21 protein-coding genes, 1 tRNA gene and 1 pseudogene are annotated in these 19,651 nt (G+C 70.5%); 3 read left to right on the top strand and 20 right to left on the bottom strand.

The window, feature by feature from the left end; translation table 11 throughout:
* Window positions 1–375: 375 nt before the first annotated feature.
* Entirely contained in the window at window positions 376–663 is a 288-nt protein-coding gene (locus G6N37_RS26125) for a hypothetical protein (RefSeq protein ID WP_232075307.1), read from the top strand.
* 169 nt (window positions 664–832) lie between these two features.
* Window positions 833–1,114, top strand: a pseudogene (locus tag G6N37_RS26120) (tyrosine-type recombinase/integrase); the annotation flags it as partial.
* Window positions 1,115–1,296: 182 nt separating this feature from the next.
* On the opposite strand, the gene G6N37_RS05900 reads toward G6N37_RS26120, so the two are convergent.
* The 8 genes from G6N37_RS05900 to G6N37_RS05865 form a co-directional block, all read right to left on the bottom strand.
* Window positions 1,297–1,373: transfer RNA gene (locus G6N37_RS05900), tRNA-Pro, on the bottom strand.
* A 59-nt stretch (window positions 1,374–1,432) separates the two neighbouring features.
* Window positions 1,433–1,648, bottom strand: a complete 216-nt coding sequence (locus tag G6N37_RS05895) for a hypothetical protein (protein ID WP_163677222.1) — start codon at window positions 1,646–1,648, stop codon at window positions 1,433–1,435.
* A 166-nt stretch (window positions 1,649–1,814) separates the two neighbouring features.
* The gene (gene der / locus G6N37_RS05890) at window positions 1,815–3,215 is read right to left on the bottom strand and encodes a ribosome biogenesis GTPase Der (protein WP_163677219.1); all 1,401 of its coding nucleotides are present in this window, start codon (window positions 3,213–3,215) and stop codon (window positions 1,815–1,817) included.
* Complete coding sequence (gene cmk / locus G6N37_RS05885) at window positions 3,212–3,895, bottom strand: (d)CMP kinase (protein ID WP_232075303.1); 684 nt, start codon at window positions 3,893–3,895, stop codon at window positions 3,212–3,214. The genes der and cmk overlap by 4 nt, the downstream gene beginning before the upstream one ends.
* Window positions 3,892–4,635 carry a pseudouridine synthase gene (locus tag G6N37_RS05880; protein WP_163677216.1) on the bottom strand — a complete coding sequence of 248 codons (744 nt, stop codon included), beginning with the start codon at window positions 4,633–4,635 and terminating at the stop codon, window positions 3,892–3,894. Before G6N37_RS05880 ends, cmk begins: the two co-directional genes overlap by 4 nt.
* A complete protein-coding gene (scpB, locus tag G6N37_RS05875) occupies window positions 4,635–5,330 on the bottom strand; it encodes an SMC-Scp complex subunit ScpB (protein ID WP_163677213.1) in 696 nt (231 codons plus the stop codon). Before scpB ends, G6N37_RS05880 begins: the two co-directional genes overlap by 1 nt.
* On the bottom strand, window positions 5,331–6,146 hold the full coding sequence (locus G6N37_RS05870) for a segregation/condensation protein A (RefSeq protein ID WP_163677210.1): 816 nt from the start codon (window positions 6,144–6,146) through the stop codon (window positions 5,331–5,333).
* The gene (locus tag G6N37_RS05865; RefSeq protein ID WP_179961881.1) at window positions 6,143–7,006 is read right to left on the bottom strand and encodes a ParA family protein; all 864 of its coding nucleotides are present in this window, start codon (window positions 7,004–7,006) and stop codon (window positions 6,143–6,145) included. The genes G6N37_RS05870 and G6N37_RS05865 overlap by 4 nt, the downstream gene beginning before the upstream one ends.
* A 194-nt stretch (window positions 7,007–7,200) precedes the next feature.
* On the opposite strand from G6N37_RS05865, the gene G6N37_RS05860 reads away from it, so the two are divergent.
* Entirely contained in the window at window positions 7,201–7,953 is a 753-nt protein-coding gene (locus G6N37_RS05860; RefSeq protein ID WP_163677207.1) for an O-methyltransferase, read from the top strand.
* 13 nt (window positions 7,954–7,966) lie between these two features.
* On the opposite strand, the gene xerD is transcribed toward G6N37_RS05860, so the two are convergent.
* The 12 genes from xerD to G6N37_RS05800 all read right to left on the bottom strand — a co-directional run bounded on the left by xerD (window position 7,967) and on the right by G6N37_RS05800 (window position 19,633).
* Window positions 7,967–8,908, bottom strand: a complete 942-nt coding sequence (gene xerD, locus G6N37_RS05855; RefSeq protein WP_163677205.1) for a site-specific tyrosine recombinase XerD — start codon at window positions 8,906–8,908, stop codon at window positions 7,967–7,969.
* On the bottom strand, window positions 8,905–9,528 hold the full coding sequence (locus G6N37_RS05850; protein WP_163677202.1) for an NUDIX domain-containing protein: 624 nt from the start codon (window positions 9,526–9,528) through the stop codon (window positions 8,905–8,907). Before G6N37_RS05850 ends, xerD begins: the two co-directional genes overlap by 4 nt.
* Window positions 9,521–11,272, bottom strand: coding sequence for a CTP synthase (locus G6N37_RS05845; protein ID WP_163677199.1), 1,752 nt, complete (start codon window positions 11,270–11,272; stop codon window positions 9,521–9,523). The genes G6N37_RS05850 and G6N37_RS05845 overlap by 8 nt, the downstream gene beginning before the upstream one ends.
* Window positions 11,273–11,394: 122 nt before the next feature.
* Entirely contained in the window at window positions 11,395–12,339 is a 945-nt protein-coding gene (locus G6N37_RS05840) for a copper transporter (protein WP_163677196.1), read from the bottom strand.
* Window positions 12,340–12,346: 7 nt separating this feature from the next.
* Window positions 12,347–13,528, bottom strand: coding sequence for a putative cytokinetic ring protein SteA (gene steA, locus G6N37_RS05835; protein WP_163677193.1), 1,182 nt, complete (start codon window positions 13,526–13,528; stop codon window positions 12,347–12,349).
* Between the two features lie 190 nt (window positions 13,529–13,718).
* Window positions 13,719–15,476: a DNA repair protein RecN gene (gene recN / locus G6N37_RS05830; RefSeq protein ID WP_163677191.1), complete on the bottom strand. Its 1,758-nt coding sequence runs from the start codon at window positions 15,474–15,476 to the stop codon at window positions 13,719–13,721.
* Between the two features lie 23 nt (window positions 15,477–15,499).
* Complete coding sequence (locus G6N37_RS05825) at window positions 15,500–16,432, bottom strand: NAD kinase (RefSeq protein WP_163677188.1); 933 nt, start codon at window positions 16,430–16,432, stop codon at window positions 15,500–15,502.
* On the bottom strand, window positions 16,429–17,238 hold the full coding sequence (locus tag G6N37_RS05820; protein ID WP_163677185.1) for a TlyA family RNA methyltransferase: 810 nt from the start codon (window positions 17,236–17,238) through the stop codon (window positions 16,429–16,431). The genes G6N37_RS05825 and G6N37_RS05820 overlap by 4 nt, the downstream gene beginning before the upstream one ends.
* Window positions 17,239–17,246: 8 nt before the next feature.
* Window positions 17,247–17,432, bottom strand: a complete 186-nt coding sequence (locus G6N37_RS05815; protein ID WP_163677181.1) for a hypothetical protein — start codon at window positions 17,430–17,432, stop codon at window positions 17,247–17,249.
* Window positions 17,433–17,444: 12 nt separating this feature from the next.
* On the bottom strand, window positions 17,445–18,446 hold the full coding sequence (locus G6N37_RS05810; protein ID WP_163677178.1) for an HAD-IIA family hydrolase: 1,002 nt from the start codon (window positions 18,444–18,446) through the stop codon (window positions 17,445–17,447).
* Window positions 18,443–19,231 carry a tetratricopeptide repeat protein gene (locus tag G6N37_RS05805; protein WP_163677160.1) on the bottom strand — a complete coding sequence of 263 codons (789 nt, stop codon included), beginning with the start codon at window positions 19,229–19,231 and terminating at the stop codon, window positions 18,443–18,445. The genes G6N37_RS05810 and G6N37_RS05805 overlap by 4 nt, the downstream gene beginning before the upstream one ends.
* 27 nt (window positions 19,232–19,258) lie before the next feature.
* On the bottom strand, window positions 19,259–19,633 hold the full coding sequence (locus G6N37_RS05800; protein WP_269475753.1) for a DUF732 domain-containing protein: 375 nt from the start codon (window positions 19,631–19,633) through the stop codon (window positions 19,259–19,261).
* Between the last annotated feature and the right edge of the window lie 18 nt (window positions 19,634–19,651).

The following is a 19,651-nucleotide window of genomic DNA, read 5'->3' as shown; positions in this document are numbered from 1 at the left end:
GCGCGTTCACCTACACCGATCCCGACGACGTAACGAAGCGGGTGCGGGTGTCTGGGCCGACACGCGCCGACACCCGCGACAAGCTCAAGAAGGCTCGCGAGCGCATCGAGTCCGGAGCGCCGGCTCGCGACGCGACAATGCCCGTCGGGGCGTGGCCGGCGCACTGGCGTGCCACCACGCTCGGGACCAGCGCCCGCAAGCCGGCCACCCGCGAGCTGTACTCCAACTTGTCCCGGCGGCATCTCGAACCCGATCCGTTCGGCGCGATCCGACTGGATAAGTTGAGGCCGTCAGATAAGCCGTCAGATATTGAGAAGCTGGTGTTGTCGATGCGCGCCGGGCCAGAACGAGGCCGACGGCGATCCTAGTGATCCGGTGCGGGCGTTGTCCGACTCGACGATCCGGCAGGTGTACACGGTGCTGCGGACGGGCCTCGACGGCGCGGTGCGCGACGGCCTGCTAGCGAAGAATCCTGCAGTCGTCGTCAAGTGGCCCGGCGTGGAGCGCACCGAGGCGAAGCATCTGGATCGCAACGCGGTGACGAAGGTGCTCGCCGCCGCCGAGGGGTCGCGGTACCAAGATGCGCTGCTGCAAGCGGGTTGCGTCGGGGTTAAGTCTTGGCGCTGCGGTGGGATCGGGTCGATCTGGACTACGGCGTGTTGAAGGTGCTTGCCACGGTCGGCAGGGTGGACGGCCAGCTGGTCATCACACCCCCAAGACAGTGCGGTCGCGGCGAACGGTGCCGGTCTCCCCCGCGGTTGTTGCGAGGCTCCACAAGCAACAAGGCGGTCCAGGCGGCTGAGCGGCTGCGGGCGGCGAATCAGCGGGAAACAGCGGCTTGGTGTTCACCACCGAATTGGGTAAGCCGGTCGATCCGCGCAACCTCCTGCGCACCATCGAGGTCGCCGCGAAGGCCGCCGGGGTTGAGGCCGACGTTCACACGCTGAGGCAGAGCGCCCCGGTGGCTTGGCTGGAGGCTGGCGTCCACATCAAGGCGGTCGCCGATCTGCTCGGGCAATTGTCAATCGCGATCACTGGCGACATCTACGGGCACACGTCCGACGATTCGGCGCGGGCAGCGGTTGACGGGCTCAGCGCCTCACTCGGTCTCTGAGATCTACGAACTACAGACACCGGGCCGGGGTCGGCCAGAACTGCAGACTGCAGTTTGCCTTCATTGCCATCCGGCCCCATTCTGCCGCCGGGTTGCCATCCGCGTTGCCATCCATCCTCCCTTTGAGTATGAGAAAGGCGGCTCCCGATTTCTCGAAAACCGCCTCTGAACTGCTACTTGTCTGGTCGGGCTGACAGGATTTGAACCTGCGACCACTTGACCCCCAGTCAAGTGCGCTACCAAACTGCGCCACAGCCCGGTGCCGCCCGAATCGGCGGCAGCAGGTCGAAAGCCTACCGCAGACGACCGGACAACTTGCTAATCGACCTTCCCCAACGCGGCGCCGGCCCTGTCGACCCAGCTCAGCAGGGCCCCGCGAGTTCGGCGTCGCGACCGTAGCACGGCCGGCACGGGCACGCTGGCGGCCACCGCGTGCCCGTAGACGCCCTGGTGCAACGCCCCCAACGCGCCGATTCCCCGCACCGTGCGGCGACACCACCTGTTGACGAAGGTCGAGAACCGTATGTCCGTCACCGCTGCAAAAACCGACACAAATTCCTGCGATCCAGCTTCCACATTCCCCATCGTGGGTCGGAAAGGCAACGCCGCGGACCACTTGGCGATTCGCCGACGCGATATCGCCGGTGCTATCAAGTTCGAGAGTCGCCGATTGGTTCGGGAGAGCCCGAAGCCGAAGCCCTCAGCGCCGCTTGGCGGCCCGCTTTTCGCGCACGCGCACGTTGATCCGGATCGGGCTGCCCTCGAAGCCGAAGGTCTCCCGCAGCCGCCGCTCCAGAAAACGCCGGTAGCCGGCTTCCAGGAAACCGGTGGTGAACAGCACGAACGTCGGCGGGCGGGCGGCGGCCTGGGTGGCGAACAGGATGCGCGGCTGCTTGCCCCCGCGCACCGGCGGGGGCGTCGCGGCCACCACCTCTTTCAGCCACGCGTTCAGCGGGCCCGTCGGGATGCGCATGTCCCAGGACGCCAACGCCGTCTCCATCGCCGGCACCAGCTTCTGCACCGCCCGGCCCGTCCGGGCGGAGATGTTGACCCGTTGGGCCCACCGCAGTTGCACCAGCTCGCGGTCGATTTCACGCTCGAGCAGCTCGCGCCGGTCCTCGTCGACCAGGTCCCACTTGTTGAAGGCCAGCACCAGCGCCCGGCCGGCCTCGATGACCATGGACAGCACCCGCTGGTCCTGTTCGGTCAGCGGCTGCGAGGCGTCGATCAGCACGACCACCACCTCGGCCGAGTCGATCGCCGAGTGGGTGCGCACCGACGCGTAGAACTCGTGCCCGCTGGCCTGGCCGACCTTGCGCCGCAGGCCCGCGGTGTCGACGAATCGCCATACCTTGCCGCCGAGTTCGATGAGTGAGTCCACCGGGTCCACGGTCGTCCCGGCGACGTCGTGCACCACCGAGCGCTCGTCCCCGGCCAGCTTGTTCAGCAGCGAGCTCTTGCCCACATTCGGCTTGCCGACCAGCGCCACCCGTCGCGGGCCGCCCGGCGCGGGTGCGGCTTCGGACACCTCCGGCAGCGCGGCCAGCACCTCGTCGAGCAGGTCGGCGACCCCGCGGCCGTGGATCGCGCTGACGGCGTGCGGCTCGCCGAGCCCGAGCGACCACAACGCCGCGGCGTCCGCTTCGCCCTTTTCGCTGTCAACCTTGTTGGCGGCCAAAAAGATCGGCTTGCCCGACCGCAGCAGGATCCGGGCGGCGGCCTCGTCGGCCGCGGTGGCGCCGACGGTGGCGTCGACCACCAGGATCACCGCGTCGGCGGTCCGCATGGCGACCGACGCCTGCTCGGCCACCAGTTGCTGCAGCCCCTTGGCGTCGGGCTCCCATCCCCCGGTGTCCTGCACGACGAACCGGCGGCCGGTCCACAGCGCGTCGTAGGACACCCGGTCGCGGGTCACGCCGGGAATGTCCTGCACGACCGCCTCGCGCCGCCCCAGGATCCGGTTGACCAGGGTCGACTTGCCGACGTTGGGCCGTCCGACGATCGCGACGACGGGCGCGGGGCCGGCCTCGGCCTGCTCGTCGAGCCCGGATTCGACGGATTCCCAGTCGCTTTCGTCGGTCCAGGTGCCGTCGGAAGTCACCGCACCGCCCCGCTTCGCTGCTCGACCAGTTCCAGCAGGTGGTCGATCACCTGCCCCTCGGTCATCTCGCTGGTGTCGACGACCACCGCGTCGGCGGCGGCGCGCAGCGGCGACACGGCGCGGGTGGAGTCCAGGTGATCGCGGCGCCGGACGTCGGCCAGCACCGCGTCGTAGTCGTCGGCCAGGCCGGTCGCGACGTTCTGGTCGTTGCGGCGCCGCGCGCGGGTTTCGGCCGACGCGGTGAGGAAGATCTTCACCGGGGCGTCGGGCAGGACGACGGTGCCGATGTCGCGGCCCTCGACGACGACGCTGCCGGGCCCCTCTGCCATCTCGCGCTGCAGCCCGACCAGGCGGGCGCGCACGGCGGGCACCGACGACACGGCCGAGACGGCGCGGGTCACCTCATCGCCGCGGATCTCGGTTGAAACATCTTCTCCGGCAAGGAAATAGCGGTCGCCGTCGGCGTCGTACTCCACCGACAGCCGCACCGTGGACCCGATGCGCCCGACGGCCGCCTCGTCGGTCGGGTCGACGCCCGCGCGCAGCACCGCCAGCGTCACCATCCGGTACATCGCCCCGGTGTCCAGGTAGCGGGCGCCCAGCGCGCGCGCCAATCCCCGTGACACCGAAGACTTTCCGGTCCCGGCGGGCCCGTCGATGGCCACCACCACACGATTCACAGGCCGACCGCCTGGTACAGCTGCCCGACCTCGCCGTGGCTCAGAGCCCGAAAGGTGCCCGGCCGCTGCTTGCCCAGCGACACGGGACCGATGTCGGTGCGCACCAACGACTCTACCGGGAAGCCGGCCGCGCCCAGCAGCCGGCGCACGATGCGGTTGCGCCCTTCGTGCAACACGACCCGCACCAGCGTCTTGCCCGGAATCGCGTCCACCACGGCGAATTCGTCGACGCGGGCCGGGCCGTCGTCCAATTCGATGCCCGCCTTCAGCCTTTTGCCCAGCCCCCGCGGCACGGACCCCGTCACCGTGGCCAGGTACGTCTTGGGCACCTCGTGGGAGGGATGCATCAACCGGTGCGCCAGCTCGCCGTCGTTGGTCAGCAGGATCAGCCCCTCGGTGTCGGCGTCCAGCCGCCCGACGTGAAAGAGGTTCTTGTTGCCGCGCACCTTGCGTTCCACCAGGTCGCCGATGCACGGGCGGCCCCGGTCGTCCGACATGGTGGAGTGCATGCCCCGCGGCTTGTTCAGCGCCAGGTACACCAGCGACTCGTCGAGGACCACCCGGGCGCCGTCCACCCGGATCACCGACGCATCGGGGTCCACCCGGGTGCCCAACTCCCTCACCACCTGCCCGTCGACCTCGACACGGCCGTCGATGATCAACTTCTCGGCGGCGCGCCGCGACGCAATCCCGGCCTGGGACAACACCTTTTGCAGCCGGATTCCTTCGGTCTCGACCATCAATCGTGGTCCACGTCGAACGTCAGCGCCTGCTCGGACGGCTGCCCGCCCCGGAGTTTGATGAAACGCGGCTCGCTGTCCAGGGATTCGCTCAAGTCCTCGATGGTGTCGACGTCGGGAAGCAGCGGGGCGATGTCGGGCAGGTCGGCCAGCGACGTCAGCCCCAACCGTTCCAGGAACAGGTCGGTGGTCGCGAAAGTCACTGCGCCCGTGTCGTCGTCCACCCCGGCCTCGGTGATCAGGCCGCGCGCGAGCAGCGTGCGCATGACGGCATCGACGTTGACACCGCGGACCGCGCTGACCCGCGCGCGGGTCACCGGCTGGCGGTAGGCCACCACGGCCAGGGTCTCCAGAGCGGCGCGGGTCAGCTTGGACCGCGCGCCGTCCAGCAGCAGCTTCTCCACATACGGCGCGAACCGCGCCCGGGTGTACATCCGCCAGCCCTCGCTGGTCTGGCGCAGGTCGATGCCGCTGTCGCGTTCGGTGAGCTCGTCGGCCATCTGCTGCAGCCGGGCGGCGACCCGGTAGACGGGTTGCTGCGTGGCCGCGCCCAGCGCCTCGGCGGTGACCGGGGTGTCGACCACCAGCAGCAGCGCCTCCAGGACGGAGCCGAGTTCCTCGGCGTCCATGGGTGCCGCCTCGGCGATGTCCGGGATGCCGACGTCCAGATCGACGTCGGGCTCCGATTCACTCATCTATTCGTCCCGCACTTCTAGCAAGGCTTCGTTGGCCGGACGTTCCCCGGTCCATGAAATCTGGAGCACGCCAAGCGGCTCCGACTGGTCGAATGCTACCGCCCGGCTCCGATAGAGCTCGAGCAGCGCCAGGAAGCGCCCGACGACCTCCATCGGCGCCTCGCAGTCGGAGACCAGCTCGGAGAACGTGGCCCATTGGCCGCTGCCGCGGGACTCGAGGATCGCCAGCAGCTTCTTGGCCTGCTCGGGCACCGAGACCGCCACGTCGTGCAGGTGCCCGATGGACACAATCGGCACCGGCCGCGGGCTGAACGCGATCGCGGCGATCTGGGCGAAGCGTTCGGCGTCGACGCCCAGCATCACCTCCGGCAGCAGTTCGGTGAACCGGTCCTCCAGCGACACGGCGCGCGGGTAGCTGCGCAGCGCGGTCGCCTCCAGCTCGGCGAACATCTCCGCGACGTGCTTGAACGCGCGGTACTGCAGCAGCCGGGCGAACAGCAGGTCGCGCACCTCGAGCAGCGCCAGGTCCTCTTCGTCGTCGATCTGCCCGGCCGGCAGCAGCCGGGCGGCCTTGAGATCGAGCAGCGTCGCGGCGACCACCAGGAAGGCGGTGGTCTCCTCCAGATCCAGCTGCGAGCCGATCTCACGGGTGTAGGCGATGAAGTCGTCGGTGACCTGGTGCAGCGCCACCTCGGTGACGTCGAGCCGGTGGGCGAAGATCAGCTGCAACAGCAGATCGAACGGACCCTCGAAGTTGGTCAGGCGGACTTGAAAACCGTTCTTGGCTGGCGCCTCACCGTTTGCGCTGGCCGTCACGCGCCGAATCGGTCGATGAACTCGCGGGCCAGGTTGCGGTAGGCGATGGCGCCCGTGGAGCGCGGGGCCCAGGTGGTGATGGGTTCACCGGCCACACTGGTCTCGGGGAATCGGACGGTTCGGGTGATGACGGTGTCGAACACCAGGTCGCCGAACCGTTCCACCACCCGGGCCATCACCTCGCGGGAGTTGACCGTGCGCGGGTCGTACCGCGTGAGCAGGATGCCGCTGATCTCCAGCTTCGGGTTGAGCCGGTCGCGGACCTTGTCGACGGTGTCCGTCAGCAGCGCCAGGCCACGCAGCGAGAAGAATTCGCATTCGGTGGGGATCACCACGCCGTCCGCGCAGGCCAGCCCGTTCACGGTGAGCAGCCCCAGCGACGGCTGGCAGTCGATCAGGACGTAGTCGTAGCGATCCAGCACCGGATGCAACGCCCGGCCCAGGGTCTGTTCGCGGCCCACCTCGTTGACCAGCTGGATCTCGGCGGCGGACAGGTCGATGTTGCTGGGCACCAGGTCCATGTACTTGACCCGGGTCTGCAGCAGCACGTCGTCGATGGACACCCGCGGCTCGACCAGCACGTTGTGGATGGTCTTCTCCAGCTCGTAGTGCGGGACGCCGAGCCCGGCGGACAGCGCGCCCTGCGGGTCCATGTCCACCAGCAGCACCCGCCGGCCGTATTCGGCGAGGGCGGCGCCCAGGTTGATGGTCGACGTGGTCTTGCCGACGCCGCCCTTCTGGTTGCACATCGCGACGACCTTGGCCGGGCCGTGCGAGGTGCGCGGCTGCGGTTCCGGGATCGCCCGCGGCGGCCGCCCGGTCAGGCCGAGCTCGACGCCGCTATCCGGCTGCTCGGTCATGGCGGGGGTGTTCGCGAGGTGAACATCGACCGAAAGTCTAACCGGTTCGCGCGCGGAAGCCGGGCGACCCGCAGGCAATTTACCAGCCAATATGCGCGGAAATCGCTTGTCGCAGCCAGTTTTCGCACGCCCTGTCACACCAGCCACATCCGCACCATCGGGGCGCGCCCGTCCCCGGCCTAAGGTGGATTCCTATGGACCTCAAGCGACGGATCCCCCTGCTGCGCTGGTCGGTCTGGCGGATGGCGACCGGGGCGCGCAACATCACCACGACGGGTCAGATCGGCGACGGACGCGAGGCCGCCGCGGTGGACTACGTCCTGCGCAACGCCAAGGCCGGCGACATCGACGACGTGCTGGCCACCATCGACAAATTCGCCTACGAGAAGTCGATGCTGATCAACGTCGGCGACGAGAAGGGGCGGATCCTCGACGCCGCGGTGCGCCGGGCCGATCCCGCCGTGGCACTCGAACTGGGCACCTACGTCGGATACGGCGCGCTGCGCATCGCCCGGGCCGCCCCGACCGCCAAGGTGTATTCCGTCGAACTCGCCGAGGCCAACGCCGCCAACGCCCGGCGGATGTGGGCCCATGCCGGCGTCGCCGACCGGGTGACCTGCGTGGTCGGCACCATCGGCGACGGCGGACGCACCCTGGACGCCCTGGCCGACGAGCACGGGTTCACGCCCGGCGGGCTCGACTTCGTCTTCCTCGACCACGACAAGGACGCCTACCTGGACGACCTGCACAGCATCGCGGCGCGCGGCTGGCTGCGCCCGGGCGCCGTCGTGGTCGCCGACAACGTCAGGATTCCGGGCGCGCCGAAGTACCGCGAGTACATGCGCCGGCAGCAGGGCAAGCAATGGAACACCGTCGAACACAAGACGCACCTGGAATACCAGTCGCTGGTGTCCGACCTGGTCCTGGAATCCGAGTACCTGGGTTAGATACCGATCCCGATTACTGCGCGCGGGGGTGGGCGCCGGCCCACACCTCACGCAGCGCGTGCACGGTGACCATCGTGTAGATCTGCGTCGTCGTCACCGAGGCGTGCCCCAGCAACTCCTGCACCACCCGCACGTCGGCGCCGCCCTCGAGCAGGTGGGTCGCGAACGAGTGCCGCAGCATGTGCGGCGACACCCCCGACGTGATCCCGGCGCGCTCGGCGGCGTCCTGCAGCACTTGCCACGCGCTTTGCCGCGACAACCGCCCGCCGCGCACATTGAGCAAGATGGCCGGCGTCCCGCGGCCGCGGCGGGCGAGGTCCGGGCGGCCGCGGACCAGGTAAGCGTCGAGTGCCTGCACGGCCGGCCGCCCGATGGGCACCAGCCGCTGCTTGCCGCCCTTGCCGCGCAGCAGCACCGACCTGGCGCGGGTGTCGATGTCGTCGACGTCGAGGCCGACGGCCTCCGAGATGCGCGCCCCCGTGGAGTACAGGAGCTCCAGCAGCGCGCGGTTTCGCAGCGTGAGCGGGCCGTCGGACGCACTGTCGCCGCCAGCGCCTTCCAGCAGCGCCAGCACCTGGTCGATCGTCAGGCTCTTGGGGAGCCGGCGGCCCGGCGTCGGCGGGCGGACCGCGCGCGCCACGTCCAGCTCGGCGAGCCCCTCGGCGGCGGCGAACCGGTGCAGGCCCCGAACCGCGATCAGGGCGCGCGCCGCCGACACCGCGGACAGCGCCGCGGTCCCCGAGTCGGGGTCGCCGCGGCGCAGCGCGACCAGGAACTCGCTGACGTCGTCCTCGCCGACCTTGGCCAGATCGTGGATTCCCCGGTCCGCCAGGTGCTTGGTGTAGCGGCGCAGGTCGCGGCGATAGGAGCTGAGCGTGTTCGCGGCGACACCCCGCTCGATGGTGAGGTGGTCCAGATAGCCCTGCAGTTGGGTGTCCAGGGCCGCCGTCGTCATCGCGCGGCCTTGCGCGCGGCGAACGCGGTCGGCTTGTCGGGCCACGGGCTGTCCACCGGGCGCGGCTCCGCGACGCCTGCGGTCACCGCGTGGGCGGCCAAAATCCCGGCAATGGCAATGGAATTCACGATCTCGCCGCTGAACACCATCCGGACCGCCTCGGCGACGGGAAACCAGCGCATGGTCATGTCGGCTTCCTCGTGGTGCGCCTCGGGCCGCGCCACCTCGGTCAGCTCGGTGGCCAGGTACACCCGCACCGACTCGTCGCTGAAGCCCGGCGCGGAGTTGAGGTCCACCAGCACCTGCCAGGTTCCGGCCCGCAGGCCGACCTCCTCCTGGAGCTCGCGGACCGCCGTCTCCTGTGGCGGCTCCCCCGCCACGTCGAGCAGGCCGGCCGGCAGCTCCCACAGCCGCCGGCCGAATGCGTGGCGGTATTGGTAGACCATCGCGATGTTGTTGTCCTCGTTCAGCGCCACGATGGCGACGGCCCCGTAGTGCTCGACGACTTCACGAATCGCGGTGGCGCCGCCCGGCATCCGCACCTGGTCACTGCGCAGTGCGAAAATCTTTCCGGTGTACAGCGTTTCGGATGACGCCGTCTCGAAGTTGTGCTCAGCCACGGGTCGCGGGCTCGGGTAGCGACTGGGTGACGCCGTCCCGCTGCTGGTTGCCGTTCGAGGCGTGCTCGGGGATCTCCACCGGGAGCAGCTCGCCCGACTGATAGTCGATGGCCGCCCCGACGAACGCGACGAACAGCGGGTGCGGCCGCGTGGGGCGGCTCTTGAGTTCCGGGTGCGCCTGGGTGCCGACGATGAACGGGTGCACCTCGGGCGGGTACTCGACGAACTCCACCAGATGCCCGTCGGGCGAGGTCCCGGAGAACCGCAGGCCGCTCTCGGCGATCTTGTCACGGTAGGCGTTGTTGACCTCGTAGCGGTGCCGGTGCCGCTCCGACACCTCCGTGGTGCCATAGGCCTGGGCCACGATCGAATCCGGCTGCAGCACAGCGGGATACGCGCCCAGCCGCATGGTGCCGCCCAGGTCGGCCTGCCCGGTCACCGCGTCGACCTGGTCGGCCATCGTGGAGATGACGGGATGCGGTGTGTCGGGGTCGAATTCGGCCGAGTTGGCCTCGGTGAGCCCGGCCGAGCGCGCGGCCTCGATCACGATGCACTGCAGGCCGAGGCACAGGCCCAGCACCGGCAGCCCTCGCGACCGCGCGTACCGGATGGCGCCGATCTTGCCCTCGATGCCGCGGATGCCGAAGCCGCCCGGGATCAGCACGCCGTGCACGTCGGCCAGCGCCGCCGCCGCGCCCGCCGCGGTCTCGCAGTCGTCGGAGGGCACCCATTGCATCTCCACTTTGGCGTGGTGCTTGAACCCGCCGGCGCGCAGCGCCTCGGTGACCGACAGGTAGGCGTCGGAGAGCTCAACATACTTGCCCACCAACGCGATTCGCACCGTCTCGTGCGGCTCGTGCACCCTGCGCAGCAGGTCGTCCCACTCGGTCCAGTCGACATCGCGGAACGGCAGGCTGAGCCGGCGCACCACGTAGGCGTCGAGTTCCTCACGGTGCAGCCGCTTGGGGATGTCATAGATCGACGGCGCGTCCGGGGTGGAGATCACCCCGTCGATGTCGACGTCACACATCAGCGCGATCTTGTTCTTCAGCGCTTCGGGGACGTCCCGGTCGCAGCGCAGCACCAGCGCGTCCGGCGTGATACCGATGCTGCGCAGCGCGGCCACCGAGTGCTGGGTCGGCTTGGTCTTGAGTTCGCCCGACGGGGCCAGATACGGCACCAGCGAGACGTGCAGGAAGAAGACGTTCTCCCGGCCCAGGTCGTGGCGGACCTGGCGCGCCGCCTCCAGGAACGGCTGCGACTCGATATCGCCGACGGTTCCGCCGATTTCGGTGATGACCACGTCGGGGCGGTTGCCGTGGGCGTCCGGCTCGGCCATCGCCGTGATCCGGCGCTTGATCTCGTCGGTGATGTGCGGGATCACCTGAACGGTGTCGCCGAGGTATTCGCCGCGCCGCTCCTTGGCGATGACGGTCGAATACACTTGCCCCGTCGTGACATTCGCCGAGCCGGACAGGTCGCGATCCAGGAACCGTTCGTAGTGGCCGACGTCGAGGTCGGTCTCGGCGCCGTCCTCGGTGACGAACACCTCGCCGTGCTGGAACGGGTTCATGGTGCCCGGGTCCACGTTGAGGTACGGGTCGAGCTTTTGCATGGTGACGTACAACCCGCGGGCCGTCAGCAGCTGACCGAGGCTGCTGGCGGTGAGGCCCTTGCCCAGCGAGGACGCGACGCCCCCGCTGACGAAGAGGTGCTTGGTGACGGATTGCGGGTGCTTTCGCACAGGCGACCTCCGTGAAGACGGGCAGGGCGTCGAATTTTGCTAGCGAATAACTAGTAGGGCCTGCCGACCCACGGAAACCCACCCTAACATCCACCACCGCGGTGGCGTGGGGAACACGCCCGCTACTGGGGCACCGTGATCGAAGTCGCGCCGTGACCGGTGCCGTACTGCCCCGCGTGCCCGCCGTTGATCAGGTCGTGCAGGCCGAGCACCGCGGTGATCCGGCCGGGCGCGGTGTCGACGTCGTCCACGGTGCTCACCACGGAGTTCATCCCGGCGTCGGCGCGGGCCACGGCGACGGCCGCCCCGCCGGTCGCCGAGCCGTCGCGCCCGGCGAGCAGGGCGCCCGACCCGTGCGGCGCCAGCGCGGCGGCGAACCGGGCGACGCTGACGCCCTGGTTGCCGGCGTCCTGGGGTAGCGCACCGCCGGTGACGACCAGCGCGGCGTTCGCCGCGCCCATGTGCTCGGCGGGCTGATAGGTGATGAACCCGGTGTCGCGCAGCGCCGCCAGCACGGTGCCCCGCTGGGCCTCGTCGACGGGCGGGATCGCGGGATTGGCGTTGATCAGCAAGGCGATGCCCATCAGGTCGCCGGCCTGCGAGCCCTGGTCGACGAGCTTGGTGCTCAGCTGCTGTCCGGCCGGCAGGATCGACGAGTTCACCACGGTCTGCAGCTTCTCCGCGGAATTGGCCTCGACGAACTCACTCGTCAACGACACGGTTCCGGTCACCGCGCCCCCGGCCTGGCCGATGAACTTCGACACCGCGGCCACGTCGTCGTCCTTGGCGTCCGGGGTGCGGAACAGCACGACCGACTTGCCGCCGAGCGTGTCGTGCACGATCCGGCCGGCCAGCTGGGTATCGAAGTTGTTTGCCGCGCTGAGCTTTTCGTTGAGCACGTTCTTCTGGTCGTTGAGCCCGTCGATCTGCGAGTGCAGATCCCGCTTCTCGTCACGCAGGCTGGACAGCAGGGTGTCGGACAGGAAGCCGGATCCGAGCACGACTCCCACGGCCAGCGCCAGGAAGACGGCGGCCAGCGATAACGCGTGTTGGCGCAGCGAGATCATCAGAAACCTAGGTCACCAGGTGCTGAACCCACAGGGAAAAGTGGTTCCAGTACTCGGTGATCCAGTGCATCACCACGCCGTCGGTGCGGGACACCCACAGTGCGACGATGACGGCGATCAACATGGTCAGCGCCAGCAACGCGATGGCGCCCGCCGAGATGTGATTGCGGTACAGGGTGGCCACCGCCTTGGCGTCCACCACCTTCTCCCCCACCCGAAGCCGGGTCAGGAACGTCGACGGGTTGCTGTGCGCGCGCGTCCGGTCGAAGAACGTCTCGATGTTGGCGGTGTGGCCCGCGGTCACCAGCAGCGCGGCGCCGTGGTGATCGGCCAGCAGCAGGGCCAGGTCGATCGCCGAACCCGCCGCCGGGAACGTCATCGCCCCCACACCCAGGTCCTGGATGCGCTCCAGCCCGGGTGCGTGGCCGTCGGCGTCGGCGGGCAGGACGACCTGGGCGCCGCACTTGAGGGCGTCGGCGCTGATGTGGTCGGGGTCGCCCACGATGACCTGCGGACGATAACCCTGCTTGCGCAATACGTCCGCGCCGCTGCCCACGCCGAAGAGCACCGGCTGGTACTCCTTGATGAACGGCTTGAGCGACTTGAGGTCCTCCTCGGCGCTGGGCTCGTCGCCGACGATGACCACGTGCCGGCGGCGCAGGTCGACGTCGATGTCGGGGATGCCGATGCCGTCGATCAACAACGGGCTCTCGCTCTTGATGAACTCAATCGTGTTGCCGGCGAACGCCTCCAGGTGCGCGGACAGGCCGCTCTTGGCCTCGCGCATCAGGTCGGCGATGTCGTGGTCGGTGCGCTCGGTGCCGCGCACCAGCCTGCGGTCGCCCGAGTACACCCCGCCCTCGTACAACCGGATCTTGGCGCCGTCCTTGACCTTCTTGAAGATGTCGGGTCCGGTCTCGTCGATCAGGGTGACCCCGTTGTTGACCAGCACCTCGGGACCCATGTTGGGATAGCGGCCCGACACCGAGGGCGAGGCGTTGACGACCGCGGCGATGTCGGCTTCCACCAGGGCGTCCGCCGTGATGCGGTCCAAGTCCAGGACGTCGAGCACCACGATGTCGCCGGGGCACACCCTGCGCAGCAGTCGGTCGATGTTCCGGTCCACCCGTGCGGTGCCGACGAGGCCCGGCCGGGCGGTGTTACGAGTAAGCAGCCCTGACATCTTCATGGGGGCGATTCTGTCGGTGATGCCCGGATCAGGCGTGGAGGCGCGCCGTAACACCAGCCTCAGAAGTTATCTAGAGTCCCATTAGTCACAAGCTCCTAACGGGTTGGTCGCGCCACGGTGCGCAGTTGCGCGGCTTGCGCGGCGTGTCCTCGGACAAACACGCACCCTCGCCGCAGGGCGGGGCGGCGGCTCAGATCTCGTCCCGCTGGGCGGCGTCGAGCAGTTCCCGGGCGTGCGCGCGCCCGCTGTCGGATTCGCCCAGCCCCGCCAGCATCCGCGCCAGTTCGGCGACCCGCTCGTCGCCGGTGACCCGCCGTACCACGCTGGTGCCCTTGGGCCCGGCGCTGTGCACCACCAGGTGCACGTCGGCGTACGCCGCGACCTGCGGCAGATGCGTCACCACGATCACCTGGTGGGTGCGCGCCAACCGCGCCAACCGCCGCCCGATCTGCACCGCGGCGCGGCCGCCGACGCCGGCGTCGACCTCGTCGAACACCATGGTGGTGCCCGCCGCCGAGGCCGCCAGCACCACCTCCAGCGCCAGCATCACCCGGGACAGCTCGCCGCCGGACGCGCTCTTGGCCAGCGGCAGCTGGTCCATCCCGCGGTGCGCCGCGAAACCGAACTCGACCTGGTCGACGCCGTCGATGCCGGCGCGGGCCAGCCCGCCGGACGGGAGCGCGAGCGCGGCCGGATCGTCCTTGTCGGCGACGACGTCGTCGCTCACGTCGATACTGAATTGCGCGTCGGCCATCGCCAGCCCGGACAGCTCGGCGGTGACCTCCTTGGCCAGCCGCTTGGCCGCCTTACGCCGGATTCCGCTCAGATCGACTGCGGCCTGGGCCAATTCACGCGCGAGCTCGTCGACCCGGGCCGCCAGCGCCGTCAAACCCTCCTCGGAGACGTCGAGTTGGGCCAGCCGCTGCCGCGACTCCTGGGCCCAGCGCAGCACCCCGTCGACGTCCGCGGCGTACTTGCGGGTCAGCGTGCGCAGTTCGGCCTGCCGGGCCAGCTTGGCCTCCAGCGCGCTGGCGTCGACCGGCAGCTCGTCCAGGAATCCGCTCAGTTCGCCGGCCGCGTCGGCGACCACCGTCAGCGCCTCGCGCACCTGCCCGGCCAGCGCCCGCAGCTTCGCGTCGTCCGTCGACTCCAAGGCCGCCTTCGCGCGGCCCAGGCCGTCGGCGGCGCTGTGTCCGGAGGCCTCCACGTCGTCGGGAGCCCCGGACAGCGCCGCGTGCGCGGTGGTCGCGGCCTCGCGCAGCGTGTCCAATTCGGAGAGCCGCACGATATCGGCGACCAGCGCGTCGTCCTCGCCCGGCTGTGGGTCGACGGCGTCAATCTCGTTGAGCGCGAAGGTCAGCCGGTCGGACTCCAGCGCGAGTTCGCGCATGCGGTTCCGGCGGTCGGCGAGGTCGTGGCGCGCGGTGAGCCACGCGTCGCGCAGTTTGCGGTAGCGCTCGAGCGCGGTTCCGGCCTTGGCGAACCGGTCCAGGGCGGCGCGTTGCTCCTCGGGCCGCATCAGCCGCAGCTGGTCGTTTTGCCCATGCAGCGTGAGCAGCTCGGTGGTGAAGTCGCCCAGCGACTTGGCGGGCACGCTGCGACCGCCCAGATAAGCCCGCGACGGCCCGTCGCGGCTGACCGAGCGCAGCGCGATCACGCTGCCGTCCTCGTCGCGTTCAGCGCCCGACGCCTCCAGCATCTCGTCCAGCTGCGCCACCACGGCGTCCTCGAGATCGGTTGTGGTGAAACGGCCTTCGACGACCGCGCGGTCGGCACCCGACCGGACCCGGGTGGCGTCGGCGCGGGCACCGCCGAGCAGGTGCAGCCCGGTCACCACCATGGTCTTGCCAGTGCCGGTCTCGCCGGTCAGCACGGTCAGGCCGCGGTCGAACTCCCCGACCGCCGCGCTGATGGCACCGAGCGACTCGATGCGGATTTCGGTCAGCATTCAGTCAGCTCCGAGCCGCGCCGTTACTTCCCACGCCACCCGGTGACCGGCAACCGGAACTTGCGCACCAACCGGTCGGTGAACGGGGCGCTGTCCAGCCGTGCCCATTTCACCGGCGTGTCGCAGCGCCTCACCTCGATCCGGCTGCCGGCCGGGATCAGCATTTCGCGGCGACCGTCGCAGAACACCAGGGCGTCGTGGCCGTCCGCCTCGACCTCGATGGCGATGGTGGCGGCGGGGCTGGTGACCATCGGCCGGCCGAACAGTGCGTGAGCGTTGTTGGGCACCACCAGGATTGCCTCGAGGTCCGGCCACAGCACCGGGCCGCCCGCGGAGAACGCGTAGGCGGTCGACCCGGTGGGCGTCGACACCAGCACCCCGTCGCATCCGAACGCCGATACGGGCCGCCCGTCGATCTCGACCACCACCCCCAGCACGCCCAGCCGCGGGCCCTTCTCCAGGCTGACCTCGTTGAGCGCCCACCCGCGTTCGATCTCGCGACCGCCGGCGCGCACGACCACGTCGAGCGTCAACCGGTCCTCCACCCGGTAGTCGCGGGCGACCACGTGGTCCAGCACTTTGTCGATGGCCTCCGCCTCGGCCTCGGCCAGAAACCCGATCCGGCCCAGGTTGACGCCCAGCACCGGAATCCCTGCGTTGCGTGCCAGTTCGGCCGCGCGCAGGAACGTGCCGTCCCCGCCGAGTACCAGCACCAGTTCGCAGCCGTCGGCGGCATGCGGATCCGCGTCGACGACCTGGATTTCGACGCCCATCGCCCGGATGTCGTCGGGAGCCACCTGCAACGAGCCGCGGTCGACCGCCTCGGCGGACAGCACACGGAGGGCAATGTCGTTGTCGCTCAGCACTTTCTGCACGCGGGCCGCCGTCTCGGTGGCTTCCTCGCGGCCGGTGTGCACCACCATCAGCACGGTGCGGTGCTCGGTCGAAGCGGTCATTGCGGGCCCTCGCTCACGGCGTTCCGCACCGCCGTCACCAACTCCTCATCCGCCAATCCCCGATCGGTCCGGGCGCGCAGCCACAGGAAGTATTCGACGTTGCCCGACGGGCCCGGCAGCGGGCTCGCGGTGACGCCGACGGTGTGCCAGCCCAGCTCGCCGGCGCGCCGCGCCACGCCCAGCACGGCGTCGGCGCGCAGGGCGGGGTCGTGCACGACGCCGCCGGCGCCGACCTGGCCCCGGCCCACCTCGAACTGCGGCTTCACCATGGGAACGATATCCGCAGCGGGGGAAGCACATCCAGCCAGCGCGGGCAACACGGTGGCCAGCGAGATGAACGACAGGTCGGCCACCACCAGGTCGACCGGCCCGCCGATCGCCTCCCGGGACAGGTCACGGGCGTTCGTCCGCTCGACGACGACCACCCGCGGGTCGCAGCGCAGCGACCACGCCAGCTGGCCGTAGCCGACGTCCACGGCGACCACTTCCGCGGCGCCCCGGTCCAGCAGGACCTCGGTGAAGCCGCCCGTCGAGGCCCCGGCGTCCAGGCAGCGGCGGCCCGCCACGTCGATCCCGAAGGTGTCCAGCGCGCCGATGAGCTTGTGCGCGCCGCGCGACACCCAGTCCCGTTCGCCGTCGTCGGTCACCGTCAGCGCCGCGGTGAGGGCGACGGCGGTGCCCGGCTTGCGGGCCGGCAGCCCGTCGATGCTGACCCGCCCGGCGCCGATCAACTCCGCGGCCTGCTGACGCGATCGCGCGAGGCCGCGCCGGACCAGCTCGGCGTCGACGCGGGCGCGGCGAGACATGCGGGCACTCAGCCCTTCTCCGCCGATTCCAGCGCGGCCAGCAGCACGTCGTGCGCCTCGGAGAGGCGGCGCGCTATCTCTTCGAGCTCGGTGAGGGACGGCCCGCTGTCCGGGCTTTCCGGGGCGCCCGGCTCCGGCAGCTGGGCCAGCAGGGCGTCGATTTCCGCGCGAATCTCTTCAGGATCGATAGTCATTGCGCTCTAACGCTAGCCCAGAGACCACCGCTGCAGCGCCTCGCGGGCGCGCGCGTCGCCGGCCTCGACGGTGATCGGCCGCCCGTCCCGCCGCGCGCCCCACACCGCGCCGGCGACGGCCCGCACGATCGCCAGCCCGTCGCCGTCGTCGGGCCCGTCAGCGCTGACGGTCACCGCCCGCTCGCAGACGTCGACCCGCCAGCCCGGCTGCGGCCCGACCGCCAGCCGCTCGCCGTCCTGGTGCAACGCCCGCAGGTCGTGGCCGATATAGGTGGGCCGGTGGACGGGTTCGGCGTACACGGCGTCGCGCGCGGAGTTGACCCCGGTGAGCACCATCAGGCTGGGCAGCTTGGCCGCGTTGGCGCCCTCGATGTCGGTGTCCAGCCGGTCGCCGACCACCAGGGGCGCGCGGAAATCGCCCCTGGCCGCCGCATCGGTGAGCAGTCCGGGCGCCGGTTTGCCCGCGACCTGGGGCTCGGCGCCGGTGGCCGCGCGCAGCGCGGCGACCATGGACCCGTTCCCCGGCAGCAGGCCCCGCTCGGTGGGCAGCGTCGGGTCGACGTTGGCCGCCACCCACAGCGCGCCGGACCGAATGGCCAGCGCGGCCTCGGCCAGGTCCGGCCAGCCGATGCTCATCGACAGACCCTGGACGACGGCGACCGGGTCGTCGTCGAACCGGCGCACCGGGCGCAGCCCGACGGCCGCGACCTCGTCGGCCAGCGCGTCGGTGCCCACGATCAGCACCGGCGACCGGGCCGGCAGCTGAGCGGCCAGCAGCCGGGCCGCGCTCTGGGCGCTGGTGGCGACATCGTCGGCGGTGGCGGTGAAGCCGAGTTCGGTCAGGTGTGCGGCGACCTCGGCGGCGCTGCGCGACGCGTTGTTGGTGATGAAGAACGCGCGGCTTTTTACCTCGGCCAGGGCTTGCACCGCGCCCTCGGTGGGCCGGCGGCCGCGGAACAACGTCCCATCCAGGTCGAGTAGCAGGCAATCGTATTGGCGCGCAACGCTTGTCATCGGGAGCCCAGCTCGCTGACCCGGTCTTCGGCGTCGGTGACGCCTTCGACGTCGGCGGCCGCTGAGCGCAGAAACCATTGCAGCGCTTCGTCATCGCGGCCGAGGGCCAGGAGCGTGTCGGCATAGGCGTAGAACAACCGCGCCGCCGTCGAGCCCCTGCGGGCCGGGTCGAGTTGCGGCGTGGACAAGACGGTCAGCGCCTGCTCCAGCTGCCCGAGGTCCGCGCGTGCCCCCGCGGCGACGATGCGCAGCTCGTCGGCGTCGTCACCGTCGAGCTGGGCCGCCTCCGGACCGCGCGCGAGCTCGATGGCCCGTTCCGGGCGGCCAAGGCCGCGTTCGCAATCCGCGATCAGGGCGAGCAGGTTGGACTTGCTGCCCATCCTGCGGGCGGCGCGCAATTCGGCCAGCGCCTGCGCCCAGTCACCGCAGTGATAGGCGGCGATTCCGACGGCCTCGCGAATCGCGGCGATCCTGCTGGACCGCGCGCGGGCGGCGCGGGCGTGGCTCAGCGCCGCCTCCGGGTCTTCGTCGAGCAGCTCACCGGCGGCGACCAGGTGGCGCGCCACCGCGTCGGCGGTGGCGCGGTCCAGGGTGCTGAGTTCGCCACGGATCTCGGGCGCCAGCTGCCGGGCCTCGACGCCGGGCGGTATCGGCGGCCCGGGCTCCGGCGTGCGGCGGGCGTCGGGCTGCTGCGGCTGGACCGGCCGGGCACGGCCGGGCCCCGACCAGTTGCCCGACGGGCGCGGGCGCCGTTCACCCCGCTGCCGCTGCCTGTCGTCGACCACGCAGCCGAGGATACGGGGGCTGGATCGCTAGTACGCCGTGAGCCGGTTCTGCAGCAGCGGCGCGATCACCGCCGGGCAGTAGTTGGCCACCGCGACGATGGTGAACAGGCCCGCCGACTCGTAGCCCAGGCCGCTGCGGCTGGCCATTTCGTCGGCGACCGAGTCGAACGACTGGCCCGGCATGACCAGCATCGGGCACACCGACTGGCCCAGCGCCAGGGCGCCCTCCGGGTGCGGATAGGTGATGCCGGCGTTGCTGAGCGCCATCAGGAACGCGTTCCCCCGCATGTCGGCGCGGACGGGCGCCGCCAGTGGCGCGGCCATCCCCGCCACGCACGCACTCACCCCCAGGACGCGCAGCAGGGCCCATTCCACACGCCTGAGGGATGTCATCGTGACCACCCTGGCCAACGCGGGTCA

It is taken from the genome of Mycobacterium seoulense, assembly GCF_010731595.1.
Lineage (GTDB): Bacteria > Actinomycetota > Actinomycetes > Mycobacteriales > Mycobacteriaceae > Mycobacterium > Mycobacterium seoulense.
This window is presented reverse-complemented; position numbering and strand designations above follow the sequence as displayed.

Excerpts from the sequence above, each read along its gene's own strand:
- G6N37_RS05865 (WP_179961881.1), bottom strand. The coding sequence starts at position 7,006 with ATGACCGAGCAGCCGGATAGCGGCGTCGAGCTCGGCCTGACCGGGCGG.
- G6N37_RS05860 (WP_163677207.1), top strand. The coding sequence starts at position 7,201 with ATGGACCTCAAGCGACGGATCCCCCTGCTGCGCTGGTCGGTCTGGCGG.
- scpB (WP_163677213.1), bottom strand. The coding sequence starts at position 5,330 with ATGAGTGAATCGGAGCCCGACGTCGATCTGGACGTCGGCATCCCGGAC.
- G6N37_RS05810 (WP_163677178.1), bottom strand. The coding sequence starts at position 18,446 with ATGACAAGCGTTGCGCGCCAATACGATTGCCTGCTACTCGACCTGGAT.
- recN (WP_163677191.1), bottom strand. The coding sequence starts at position 15,476 with ATGCTGACCGAAATCCGCATCGAGTCGCTCGGTGCCATCAGCGCGGCG.
- xerD (WP_163677205.1), bottom strand. The coding sequence starts at position 8,908 with ATGACGACGGCGGCCCTGGACACCCAACTGCAGGGCTATCTGGACCAC.
- steA (WP_163677193.1), bottom strand. The coding sequence starts at position 13,528 with ATGAAGATGTCAGGGCTGCTTACTCGTAACACCGCCCGGCCGGGCCTC.
- G6N37_RS05840 (WP_163677196.1), bottom strand. The coding sequence starts at position 12,339 with ATGATCTCGCTGCGCCAACACGCGTTATCGCTGGCCGCCGTCTTCCTG.
- G6N37_RS05815 (WP_163677181.1), bottom strand. The coding sequence starts at position 17,432 with ATGACTATCGATCCTGAAGAGATTCGCGCGGAAATCGACGCCCTGCTG.
- G6N37_RS05825 (WP_163677188.1), bottom strand. The coding sequence starts at position 16,432 with ATGACCGCTTCGACCGAGCACCGCACCGTGCTGATGGTGGTGCACACC.
- G6N37_RS05880 (WP_163677216.1), bottom strand. The coding sequence starts at position 4,635 with ATGGTCGAGACCGAAGGAATCCGGCTGCAAAAGGTGTTGTCCCAGGCC.
- G6N37_RS05820 (WP_163677185.1), bottom strand. The coding sequence starts at position 17,238 with ATGTCTCGCCGCGCCCGCGTCGACGCCGAGCTGGTCCGGCGCGGCCTC.